The organism is Neobacillus niacini (assembly GCF_031457145.1).
Lineage (GTDB): Bacteria > Bacillota > Bacilli > Bacillales > Cytobacillaceae > Neobacillus > Neobacillus niacini_J.
Map to the genome: position 1 here is coordinate 106613 of NZ_JAVDVZ010000004.1, position 11852 is coordinate 118464.

Annotated in this window: 13 protein-coding genes and 2 pseudogenes; 3 read left to right on the forward strand and 12 right to left on the reverse strand. The window is 36.7% G+C overall.

Translation table 11 applies throughout. The features are described 5' to 3' along the window. Nucleotides 1-199: 199 nt before the first annotated feature. The 9 genes and pseudogenes from J2Y03_RS11780 to J2Y03_RS11820 all read right to left on the reverse strand — a co-directional run bounded on the left by J2Y03_RS11780 (nucleotide 200) and on the right by J2Y03_RS11820 (nucleotide 6457). On the reverse strand, nucleotides 200-574 hold the full coding sequence (locus J2Y03_RS11780; protein WP_310194271.1) for a hypothetical protein: 375 nt from the start codon (nucleotides 572-574) through the stop codon (nucleotides 200-202). A gap of 11 nt (nucleotides 575-585) precedes the next feature. Beyond that, nucleotides 586-2073: an FTR1 family iron permease gene (locus J2Y03_RS11785; protein WP_310194274.1), complete on the reverse strand. Its 1488-nt coding sequence runs from the start codon at nucleotides 2071-2073 to the stop codon at nucleotides 586-588. Nucleotides 2074-2336: 263 nt separating this feature from the next. Further along, on the reverse strand, nucleotides 2337-2612 hold the full coding sequence (locus J2Y03_RS11790) for an AAA family ATPase (protein ID WP_310194277.1): 276 nt from the start codon (nucleotides 2610-2612) through the stop codon (nucleotides 2337-2339). Between the two features lie 235 nt (nucleotides 2613-2847). After that, complete coding sequence (locus tag J2Y03_RS11795) at nucleotides 2848-4263, reverse strand: transposase (RefSeq protein WP_310194279.1); 1416 nt, start codon at nucleotides 4261-4263, stop codon at nucleotides 2848-2850. A 4-nt stretch (nucleotides 4264-4267) separates the two neighbouring features. Beyond that, nucleotides 4268-4671 (reverse strand): annotated as a pseudogene (tnpA, locus tag J2Y03_RS11800) (IS200/IS605 family transposase). Between the two features lie 12 nt (nucleotides 4672-4683). Next, complete coding sequence (locus J2Y03_RS11805; protein WP_310194282.1) at nucleotides 4684-5112, reverse strand: AAA family ATPase; 429 nt, start codon at nucleotides 5110-5112, stop codon at nucleotides 4684-4686. Nucleotides 5113-5259: 147 nt separating this feature from the next. Next, nucleotides 5260-5556 carry an adenylyltransferase/cytidyltransferase family protein gene (locus J2Y03_RS11810; RefSeq protein ID WP_310194284.1) on the reverse strand — a complete coding sequence of 99 codons (297 nt, stop codon included), beginning with the start codon at nucleotides 5554-5556 and terminating at the stop codon, nucleotides 5260-5262. A 1-nt stretch (nucleotide 5557) separates the two neighbouring features. Then, nucleotides 5558-6196, reverse strand: a pseudogene (pnuC, locus tag J2Y03_RS11815) (nicotinamide riboside transporter PnuC). A gap of 72 nt (nucleotides 6197-6268) precedes the next feature. Beyond that, nucleotides 6269-6457 carry a hypothetical protein gene (locus J2Y03_RS11820; protein ID WP_310194285.1) on the reverse strand — a complete coding sequence of 63 codons (189 nt, stop codon included), beginning with the start codon at nucleotides 6455-6457 and terminating at the stop codon, nucleotides 6269-6271. A 235-nt stretch (nucleotides 6458-6692) separates the two neighbouring features. Here J2Y03_RS11820 and J2Y03_RS11825 point away from each other — a divergent pair, with 235 nt between their 5' ends. Both J2Y03_RS11825 and J2Y03_RS11830 read left to right on the forward strand, forming a co-directional pair. Then, a complete protein-coding gene (locus J2Y03_RS11825) occupies nucleotides 6693-7781 on the forward strand; it encodes a hypothetical protein (protein ID WP_310194287.1) in 1089 nt (362 codons plus the stop codon). Nucleotides 7782-7787: 6 nt separating this feature from the next. Next, on the forward strand, nucleotides 7788-9005 hold the full coding sequence (locus tag J2Y03_RS11830; RefSeq protein WP_310194290.1) for an amidohydrolase family protein: 1218 nt from the start codon (nucleotides 7788-7790) through the stop codon (nucleotides 9003-9005). Between the two features lie 137 nt (nucleotides 9006-9142). Here J2Y03_RS11830 and J2Y03_RS11835 read toward each other — a convergent pair whose 3' ends face one another. Together J2Y03_RS11835 and J2Y03_RS11840 are read right to left on the reverse strand one after the other, a co-directional pair. Beyond that, nucleotides 9143-9826, reverse strand: coding sequence for an HAD family hydrolase (locus J2Y03_RS11835; RefSeq protein ID WP_310194293.1), 684 nt, complete (start codon nucleotides 9824-9826; stop codon nucleotides 9143-9145). Between the two features lie 38 nt (nucleotides 9827-9864). Next, nucleotides 9865-10716 carry a DegV family protein gene (locus tag J2Y03_RS11840; RefSeq protein ID WP_310194297.1) on the reverse strand — a complete coding sequence of 284 codons (852 nt, stop codon included), beginning with the start codon at nucleotides 10714-10716 and terminating at the stop codon, nucleotides 9865-9867. A gap of 207 nt (nucleotides 10717-10923) precedes the next feature. Between J2Y03_RS11840 and J2Y03_RS11845 the strand changes: the two genes are divergently transcribed. Then, nucleotides 10924-11142, forward strand: a complete 219-nt coding sequence (locus J2Y03_RS11845; RefSeq protein ID WP_310194299.1) for a hypothetical protein — start codon at nucleotides 10924-10926, stop codon at nucleotides 11140-11142. A 90-nt stretch (nucleotides 11143-11232) separates the two neighbouring features. On the opposite strand, the gene J2Y03_RS11850 is transcribed toward J2Y03_RS11845, so the two are convergent. Next, on the reverse strand, nucleotides 11233-11826 hold the full coding sequence (locus tag J2Y03_RS11850; protein ID WP_310194301.1) for a hypothetical protein: 594 nt from the start codon (nucleotides 11824-11826) through the stop codon (nucleotides 11233-11235). Nucleotides 11827-11852: the final 26 nt, after the last annotated feature.

The following is an 11852-nucleotide window of genomic DNA, read 5'->3' on the forward strand; positions in this document are numbered from 1 at the left end:
TAGGTTTATAAAGATGTAAAATAAATAATATTTATCTGATTATTATAATAAATAATATTTATTTTGTTGTCAATATTTTTCTGAACAATAAAAATATTTAAAAATTAAAGGCAACATACAACAAGACTTTCACTGTATTTTGTCCTGGGCAACATGAAAGAACACCAACTCCAAAGAGCTGGTGTTCTTTTTAAACTCACTATTTGATTTCATCCTTTAATTCTTTCAAGGCCATTGTAAGTTGATCATTTAATGTTTCTAGGGCATCTTTATCAAGAGTGGCTGCTTCCGAACCTGCAATAGTTGGGTCCAGATATTTTTCGATTTTTTCATATAAATCTTGGTTATCCTCTTTTACACCTTCTTCAAAAGAAGACCACTGATCTTCTAACTGGGGACCAACTTCCTTTACTTTTGCTTGGTCGCCGTTATCAATAGCTATTGCCAGCTGTTCTGCTGTATCCAGCATATCATTTACTCCCTCGGAAATTTTACTTTCGTTTGAATTACAGCCTGCTAGAACCAGTGCACTTCCAAAGCCGATTGCTAAAATCATTGCTGTTACTTTTTTCATTCTATTATTCCTCATTTCAAATTTAATTTTTGACTGCTTATTGGTTTTTTACTTTTAATGTTTTTTAATAGAATCATAATAACGGCCCCAAATACAAGAATAACTTGAGGTATTGTACTTTCCCATGAAGGATAAAGTGCAAAAAATTCGAAACTTGGAATGCCTGGAGAATTAGTGGTTTGGATGAATCCAGCTAATTGGAGGCTGTGTATTCCCATTCCCGTAAACTTAACACAAAGATAAAATACGATGATACTAGACACCATAAAGAATAAACGCAGCGGCAGCTTTAATCCTGCAAATACCATTAAATACGCTAAGATTCCAAGTATTGCAGCTCCAATTAGAAAACCAATCAATAGGGACTGAAGTTTTATTTGGCTAGCCATACCCATATAGAATAATACGGTTTCCGTGCCTTCTCGGAATACTGCAAGAAAAGCAAGAGTACCTAATGAAACAAGTTTACCTGTTGTTAAAGCTGTTTGGCTTTTTTCACGAATATACTGATTCCAATCAGCGATATTCGATTGACTATGAAGCCAATAGCTCATGTACAATAACATTACGGCAGCAAAAACACCTGTCCATCCAGCAATAAGTGCATTATTATTACCAAACGCTCCAGAAGAGATCACAAATTTTACAATAATGGCGAGTATTACACTAACTCCTAGACCAGCTAATACACCAGTCCAAATCCATCCTTTTCCCTTTCCCTCTGCTGATTTCTTAACAAATGACATAAGTGCTATCACTACAAGAAGTGCTTCTAAACCTTCTCGAATAAGAATCATGGCAGCATCCCAATAAGTGTATTGAGATTTATTGGCTAAGGGGGTTAAGTATTTTACCATTGTATTGATTGTCTTATCAGCATCTTGATAATTTGGAGGGTCAGCAGCAAGCATTGCTTGGATCGTCACCAAGTCTCTCTCGGAATCACTGTAAACAGAGGCAGATTGTGCGACCACCGCTCCTTCTACACTCAACCAGCTGCTATTTGCCTTTTTGATACCCTCTAATGCTTCAGATTGATTGTGTTCATTCACTTCCTTCTGTGTTTCTTGGAGAAGTAAAATAAATTCATCTAACGTAATATCCTCATTATTAAAACCTGACTCTTTTGGATACCCTCCATTTACAATTTTTTCATTGACAGACTTTAAATCCTGTAAAGCCTGAATAACTTGTTCTTGATTTTTAATGGTTATGGCATAGACTACCTTTCCCATATTCGATTCAATATCTCGATAGGCAGTTGCAGAATCTGCTTTAATCCCATCCTCTATTTGCCGCCAGGTCTTATTAAATTGATCATAAGCTTTTTCACTATCCGAAAGGTTTCCTTTAGTAGCAAAATCAATGGCTTGATCAACGAACTTACCAGCTTTAGTTATATCTTCACTGGAACTCCCTGCCGCAAATACGGGATTATGTAATCCAAATCCTAATACTAATAGAAGAATAGAAAAAGTAAGTAATAGATTTTTCTCCATGAAAACCTCCTTAGAAATTAGTTGATTGATAACGATTTTCATTATCAACCACATATTTATTGTATTCTCTATTGATAATGGTTGTCAATTAGAAATTATAGAAATTTTTAAATTAATCCGAACAGTAATAAAAATCGCTATAGACCAATAAAAAATGACTATCAAAATCTTTTGACAGTCATTTTACCTATTGAATGTTTACGATTGGAAATGGAACTCGTTACTTTATATTCGTCTGTTTCTACTAAGTTGGACCTTCCGGTTTAGGAGTGTGCTTCCAGTAATAAATTGTCAATTATCTCGATTGTCAATTTTAATCTATTTTCATAGTTTCCGTTCAAAATTTTATAGTCAATGTTGTGCTCAGCTAACAATGTCTTTAAATGCTGATTGTTTTGAGACCTTGTTTCAATCTCACCATGCACTCTTAGCCCATCATTCACCCATTTAACATCAGGTTCCAGGAAAAGCCAAAGATCATATTCTTGTAGTTTAGCGATTTCATCTAGTACTGGTTGATGTTCCTGACGCTCTCCCATCCATAAATGGAGGGGGTTCCACCTTCAATCAACCTAGGCTCTTCCCTCCTCTAGTATCTATCTAGAGGAGGGACTTCACTTCGGTTTAAAAGGCTTCGATAGCCGAAATCGTTCTAATGCAACTAATCGAAACACGACTATTTACATGGGCTCGGATTCCCTTGCCGCTCACAACTTATTGACTGTTTCGGGGTACGTCTGCACCGAGAGATTTAACCTTCTAATCTCAAAGGATTTATAAACCAAATGTGGATATGAATTTTCTCTCTGGCTTCTTTTTTTTCAAAATCGTTACACAATCATCCAAAACAATGGAGAGTTGTTCCCAATTATGTTCCGCTTCTTTTATGGCTAACCGATTATTTTTGGCTATATACCTAGCTAGAAACGCACTGTACAAATCCCGTTGTGCCGTGACACCGCATTCGCAAATATGCCAGCGGTCTTTGAGTCTTTTTTTCTTAATTGCACCACAATGACAGGTCTGAGATAACTTTGTGGAGTGGGTAGGGAACTCTCGGAATATTCCACCTTGCGATACAACTTTTCGTTTTAACATTTTCATAAACATACTTGGAGCTTTTCTACCTATGCTTTTGCCGAACATTTTCTGAAATGCTTTATAGGAGAGTTTTTCTGTTTGAATGGAAGTGGCTAGTTGAAGAATTTGATTGGTATCTCGACCATGGATCTGTTTTCTGACTTCTTTTATCTTTCGTTCCCTTTCTCTGTGTTCTGAACGAGTCTTTATATAGTTTTTGGAGTTAATCCATTTCTTTTTCCCTTTTTTCACAACGCCATTGCTTTGATAATGGTTTGGATTATTTGCTCGACGCTGTCGATCTAATTTGCGATTTATTCTTCTTTTTTCTTTATCAAGAAAAACAACCTCCTGACAAAATTCCTTTAATTCAGCTTTTGATTCCCCTACAATCGCAATGGTGGAAGGACCAACATCTAGTCCAATCATTTCCTGTCCTAAATGATATTTACGATAAGGGTGTCCTTCTACTATTAATTGAACATAAAACCGATTTTTCCCCTTAACTTCCTTTCTAATCAACCGACAATATTTTATTCTGTGCTTTAAGGCGTACTGCATCCATTGATCTTTTGGATCGATTAAGCATTTCAAGGAAAGGCTTTTACCGACAAAAACATAACCATTGGAGTAAGTAAGAAATGTTTTGTTATTTTTCCCTTCTAAGGAAACATACTCACCTTTTCGTTTAAACCATACCTTTTTGGCTTTCTTAAAGGCGAATTTTTGAACAGCTTTAAAGGCTCTTGTAGCGGCTTTTTGACAGATGTGCGTCCCTAAATGTTCGGCAATAAACTTTGAATCATTTTTCGTTTTGGTCCCGAAAGATTGAATGGAATAATCGGTAAAACCAAATGTATCATTCAGCTGTTTAAAGTTCACTCGACGTTTTTCAATATCCGCTTCCAAAGTTTTAGATAATTGAACCGTCTCCTTATACAATCCTGTAGATTGAATACCTCTAAGTCTCTTCAAACTTTCCCCTAAACAAGCGTTGTAAAGTTGTCTTGCACAGTCTGACATCACCAAAAGCTGCTTTTCTGCCTTCATATCCGTTTTTAGCCGAATCGTTGCAATAAAAGTGGGTGTTCGATCTTTTGATGTTGCCATAACTTTACACTCCTTTTTGATTTTCTATGTACTGTTTTACGATATCAAGCGTGGTACCACCAACAGTTGAAACAAAATAACTATTCGTCCATAGGGAAGGGATTCTACTTTTTAACCATGGGAATTCGCGGCGGAGGTAACGAGAACTTCTTCCTTTCATCATTCTAATAGTTTATTTATGCCAAACTGTGGATCGCATTCTACCAGAAGATGGACATGATCGGGCATAATCTCCATTTCAATTATTTCAGAATGCGTCTCTTCTGCAACCCCAACTAGAATAGATTTAAGTCGATCATCTACTCCATCTATCAGTACACTCCTTCTATATTTAGGACACCAAACTACATGATACTTGCATGAATATAATACGTTATTATTACTTTTATAATGTATTAGACTTTTCATATTCTTATTATATCAAATAGATAAAACGAATACAATTATTTTAGGAACATTTGTTCTAAAAAACACAACCTTACCCCATACATGAATGCAGGGGCTTGCGGTTGTATGTTTTTGGTTATTGTAAAGGTTTGAATAAAATTGGGTTACGTTGGCTTCTGCATCAATAAAAACAAGCTTATTAGCCTTTTCAATTGCCTGATATTCAGCCATTTTGTGACCGTAAGCAATTTTTTGATAATCTTCTTTAATCATGATTCCATCGCAGCCGCCTAATTCTTCACAGACGGTTCGGCCATATTCCTCCACATAAGTAGTGTTGTAGATTTTGGCAAGGTTTTTCGTCAACGTTGATTTCCCGCAGCTTTCGGTTCCAACCAAAACAATCTTCTTAACAAAATACGGTTTTACGAAGTTAGGAATGTACTCCCAATGACGGTACACCCCTTCCCTCCTAATAACAGTAGCAGAGATGCTCACATGTGTGCGCTGCGGATCAATCAGTTTGTGCTTTGCATTGGGATATAATTCTTTAAAAATATCAATATATTCAATTTCAGAACTAAACACGTAATCAATTTATTTTCCAATTCAGTTTCTTATTAAATCTGCACCTTCAGCCCAGTTATAATTGTCATTATCTTGATTGTCCTCAATAGAAATTACTCTTAGATGGGGCATATCTTTCGTTAGTTGAGATAGCCAGCGCATACGAATTTTAGCGGGAATATAGTTCATTTTCGTATTCAAGCAAAGTTCACTGTCTCGGGTTTCGCTATGAGATAGAACAACATACAGTTCATCAACGATCGATGAAGCGTGCACAATCGCATACACATGACCAAGATGTCTCGGGAGGAACTTCCCTCCGATAAAACCAACGGTCATTTTAAGCCGCCTCCTTTAACTGTTTGTTGTATAGTTTTCCCCAGTTGATATACCCATAAATACTATTTACTAGGAATGCTGACCACATGACTAACAGCAAAAAGTCATTGCCAGCTTGAGTGACGAGGGCTGTGATCCACAAGAAAATCGATAAGATATTTACGGAAATCCATAAAAGCCATTGTTCTGTAAATCGTTTCAACATCAATATTTGCGCCGCTATCGATAATACATTTGTGGCTGAATCTGTCCAAACAAGGTTGCCACCTAAGTATTTCATGAAGAGTCCATAAGCTGCGGTAAGAATCACAATCGATACTATAGTATACATCCAACCCTTTTTTGTAAGGCTTTGAACGGTTACATCTTCCCCTTCCACAGCTTGAACGGTTTTGTTCTTTTTCCATAAATAAATCCCGATAAACTGATCAGGAAAGTAAAACATCGCATTTAACATTACCTCGCCATAAAGAGCTTAACCATATGCAATATATGCATAGGTTAATGTTTGAACAATACCAAAGTAATAGTTTACGATTTTCCCCTTCGCTACTAAAACCACGCAAAGCATTCCACTTATAGAGGAAATTAAACCGATAAGAGAGTCCTCCCAAGCAAAGAATAGATAAATGTTAACCATTGTAAAGGTCACAGCCAGCCTATTTCAAACCGCGCCCAATTCTTAAATATCCCCATTTTGTTCTCTCCCTTATCATTGTAGTTTATTTCTGTAAATCGAAACAATCGGTTGAACTTCGTTAAAACGGTATAATTGGGCAGGTTTTTTTGAATAACGATTGGATTTCTTTTGCTTTCCGTTATCCGCTACTGCTTCAATAAACTGAAGTGTTGGAGCTTTTCTAAAAAATGCAGCATCTGTTGCGATCGATGAATCATCCAAAACCGTTAATACTCCTTTAATTAACAATTTGTTAATCGTTAATTAAGTTGGAGCAGTACACTTGTTTGTAGGAAACTGTATGGTTTTTTGTCGGAACTGTACACTTTATTGTAGGAACTGTACGGTTTTTTGTAGAAACTGTATGGTTTCTGTTGAAGGTGTACCATAGTAACCTCTGACAAACACACTTTTTCCGCCCAGACATAATGTAATAAAAATGTCAGGAGGTCTTACTATGGAGAAGGAACAAGCATCAATATCAAAGTCTTCAAGATTAAAGTGGCAGGTTTTTGAAGTGATTGGTATATTATTAGTCTTTGGGTCATTGATTCTTCTGTTATTTGCTCCTAATTCGCTTTCCGCCCTATTTGATACAATTATTAAAGAAGTTAAACCCATTGTCGTAGATATTTTTCTAACCAGTGAGGTTGGAATCGCGATCATTGTAAGCGTTATCGTCGGTCGGATATTGGAGCGTTTAGGATTTACCGATGGGTTAATTCGCCTATTTGTTCCCATCATGAAGTGGTTTAAAATCAATCCATCTGTTATCATTCCAAGTGTTTACAATATCCTTGGTGATATTAATGCTGCTGGGAAAATCTCTGGACCGATTCTTGTCAAAGCAAATGCAACCAAAGCTGAGCAAAAAATTGCAGTAGCGACGATGATCCAATCACCTCAATCCTTTGCAACCTTTGTATTAGGGCTCATTGCCCTTTCAGCGTTCAACATTAATGCCTTTCCGCTCGTGATTCTTTCGATTTTTGTTCCAATCATTGTCGTACCATTTCTATTATCAAGAACGATTTATCGAGATACCAAGAAAGTTGAGCTCGAAGAATTACCACGCTTTACTCCAACTACAAAATTTTTACAAACGATTTTCTCATCCGCTAAAGAAGGTGTAGAGCTGCTATTTCTAATTATCATTCCAGCGGTTGCCGCAGTCTTTTTCTTTATCGGGGCTTTAAAATTCATTGGTGTTTGGGACATTATAGAATCTAGTTTATCCTCTGTTCTTACCTTCTTAAGTATTGAGCCAGCTACCGGGATTGTGTCCATTCTGGCTGCTCCGACACTTGCCGTTGCACAGTTAGCCGATCTTGCAAGCACCATTGATCCACGTTTAATTGTTGGCTCATTTGTTTTAGCCAACTCTGGGCTGCCATTGTCTGTCATCTTTGGTCAGGTACCTGCCACCTGGGCCGAAACATCTAGCTTAAATGAAAGAGAAACATTAGAAGCTGCTATTATTGGAATGTTTCTTCGATTTATAACGGCATGTGTATTGGGGTATTTTTTAACTCCATTTTTGGTGTGATATATGATGAATTACTTGATTCGAGGAAAGAAAATAGTGACCGTCAGCCACTTAGGGACGTTGGTTAATGGTGCCATGGTTGTTGAAAATGGAAAAATTGCCGCGATTGGCAGTTGGGAAAAGATGAAAGAGCAATTCCCAGATATGGATGAGATAGATTGTTCGAGTTATGTGATAACTCCCTCTTTAGTTGATTGTCATACTCATTTATTAGAATTCGCACCAACTTCACTCTATCCCGTTACGCCTGAAACCCACTTTTTAGCAGGGAAAGCAATTCTTTTTCATGCATTGTCAGCGGGGATCACGGCACTTGGAGAGCAAATCTGCGGTCATCACCTTTGTAATTTTTCTAAAGAGGATTATCAAAAAGCTATTCTGGATCTTCCTCTTGATGTTTCTTTTGCAACAACCAGTATTTCCATCGGTTTCGAAACTTTGGCACATTTCACATCGATCACACAATCACGGGGTGTGAGTCAATACGATTTAACCGACCCGGTTCTAGTGCAAATGATTGCTCTGGAAAGTGACTATCCTGGTGAAAATATCTTTATCAATGCGACACCCGCAAATTTCACAGAAAAAGAAGTACCACGAGCAGGAGAAATTATCTACTCGTTGAAAGAGTTACAACAGATTGTAGATATATATCATCGTTTAGGAAAACGAATTGGTTCCCATGTTGCTGGGGAGGAAGGTATAAAAATCGCCTTAGAGGCAGGAATTGATGTTCTGCACCATGCACATGGAATTACAGATGCACAAATTGAAATGGCAGCGAAACAAGGAGTTGAAATTGTTGCGACACCAATGGGTGGTACACATTTACAGCCGAACTCACCAGAGGAAATTCTCAAATTCATCGAAAATGATATTCCTGTATCGATCTCAACGGACTCCTATCTTCCGCCTTATCAAGGAACTTCATGGCTGCCATTTCATGACCAAACATTAAAGGGTCCTGATGTCTTAATGTTAATAGCACAGCCCGCTATGCAGCTTTTAAAGAAACATCATTACGACGAAAACAATATTCTAGCGCTGCTAACCTACAATCCTGCAAAACTATTAGGAAAGGAAAGCCAATTTGGACGACTAGAAGTTGGTTTAGAGGCAAACTTTTTAGTAGCTGAAGGTGTTCCTGGTCTAGAAATAACGGAGATTGACAAGATCAAGAAGGTTTTCTATAAAGGGGTTAAAGTAATTGATCGTATTCAATAAATAATACAATTCAACATGCAGGATATCACTAAACTCGCATAAACACTTCAAAAAAGTGTCTCAAAGGAAAATGTCCTTTGAGACTCTTTTTTATAACTATAGCAACTTTTTTGGTGGAGAATTATCTGTACCTACTCTCAGACAAGACTAACCGTTGGTTCCTTTATGATTTCCCATTTCTTATCCTGAGCTAATTCCAAAAGACGAGGTTCTGGGTTTACTGCAACAGGATTTCCTACTAATTCAAGAACATTTAAATCCGAATAACTATCCCCATAGGCAAAGCTATTTTGCCAATCAACATCAGCATTAGACAAATGGGCATTAATATATTCCGTTTTCCGTTCACCGTAAATATAGTTTACTGATGAGGTTTTGCTCAGTTTTTCATCATGATACGGTATACTGCTGCCAATAATACAATCAAAATTAACATTTTTCGTGACGGAGTATAGAAGTGGTTCATATGCACCTGAGACTAGCATAGTGTAAAAGCCATCTTTTTGATGTTGTTCAAGTCTATGTAACATCGGTTCACGAAGGTTTTCGCTCATAATCCCGCCAATTTGTGAAAAAAACTGCTCTATTTCTATTTTTGGAGAAGAACCAAAAGCAGAAATATAGCTCCTCATTGAATATTCTTTCATTTTTTGTTCGGGGTAAAGTTTACATTTATAGGCAAGGTAAACCGGTAATATCCTAAGGAAAAAATTCCGATACTTCTGAAAATGTATAGGATGATTCTTCAAATGACTCATTAAAAGAGGGAACGTCTCTTTAGGAAATAAAGTTCCATCAAAATCAAAAATCGCTACCTTCATATAATCAGCCTTTCATTTATTAATAGGTTTGAAACTTCCTAAACTTCTAAGCCTGCAATTCCGACACCGCCAGGTCCAGCATGAGTAGATATCATGGCGCCAGCTTGAATCCATTCTACATTTTTGAAACCAGCTTCTTTTGCAATTTCATCCATCCTCCGCTTGATACTTTCATCAAGACCGATCGAGTATAGAAGATAAAGTTGTTCTCTATCAATGTTGTATTGATTTAAGTAATCCCGCATGAGTTTTTCTGAAACAGCTTCCATATTGCCACGATATTTTTTTGTTGAAACAAGATTTCCATCTATTAATTCAATACGCGGCTTAATTTTTAACAACGCACCACCCAGATAAGCTAGATTACTAACGCGTCCACCCGCTCTTAAAAAATCTAGGCTTCCAGGAACGAAAGCTAGTCTTGATTTTGGAACGATTGATTCAATCTTCTCTACTAAGTGAACAGGGTCAATCGTAGGTTCATTATCTAACAAGTTAACCGCATACATCACAATGGCAGTTAATCCTCCTGTAACGTTCAGTGCGTCAATTAGAAAAATATCATTCAATTCTTCCGTTGCGATGATTGCATTTTGAAAAGAAGAAGACGCCTTTGAAGTATAACCAATATGTATGATAATACAATCAGGATAATCATTTTTTATCTTCGTGAAAAATTCAAGATATTCATGAGAATTTGTCGACGTTGTCGAGGGTATTTTCTTTGTCCTCTCATAAAAATCATAAATATCCGTTACAGGTAACGACCCATCTAAATAATCCTGCCCCTCCATAACCACGTGCATCGGGACCACTTGAACATTATGTTTGTCAGCTAACTCTGCTGGTAAATCCGCACCACTCTCAGTTGTTAAAATAATTTTTCTCAACTATATCTCCACCTTCTATATAAAAAGCCGCTACTTATCATTCTGCATTTTCATGTTCTATTCTACTATACATGAAAAAGGTTGATAGGTTAAATATGCAGAAAGAAATATATTTCAGGAGTATCTAAAGATTTGTTTCATATTTCTTTGTGTATAATTTATATGATGATATTGAAAAGTTGAAGAAACTTTATGAGGATGAAAAGAATGAACGTGACGATTCATGTTTACTACAAGACAAATGATAATAATGTACTTAGGCGTGGAAATTTTCCACTAAAAGGACGAAAGAGTGAAATGGTTGCTTTAGAGTTTTGGAAATGGATTAAAAGGAATCACCCTTTTGAATGTGAAATTGAAAAGATCATTGTTGATGGTGAAGATATAACGGAAAAGGTGAAAAAAATTAATGGTACAAATATTTAACAAAAGTTTGTTCATTAATTTTTTATCAAACTAATTGAGTTCACTTATTCATGACAAGAGCCCTCTCAAGTGAAAGGGCTCTATCTATTATTATTCAGTAGCTACATATTCCAACCTAATTGGTTCATTTTTACCTATGGTTGCTTTATTTAAAATAATTTCCCCTGAGGGTGGAATTGGTTCATTTGAGTTACTTTTAAAATTTGCACTTAAGGCGATTGTCCATTCGGCTTGGTCATTTTTGGTCAAAACAATCGCTATTGTACCAAATTGAACGATATTTTCCCAGGCATACCTTTCCATTTCACCGTTGTAATCTATCGAAATTCCTTCGGTAGCACTGGTCACCCGCACATTCTCCCATTGCCATTGTCCATGTATAGATGGGCCGACATATGAATATGAGTGACCCCCATTTCGATCACCATATGTCCCAATGTATTGGTGTATTTTCCAGTTAGGTGTTTGGTATGTAACTGCAGCAATGTCTTTCTCTATCCATTTAACCTTGAACTCACCGTTTGTTTTATAGGGAAGGCTTTCCTTTTGTCGGGCGAATATTCCATAATAGGTTCGATAGTATGTTGATAGACCTAATGCTCTATTTTCTTTTATGACAAACAGATGTTTTAGGTCTGGTGAAATGCTAACAATATGTTTTGTTTTAGAGCTATGGTTGATCATCAAACCCACTTGTAGGAGAATCAGGA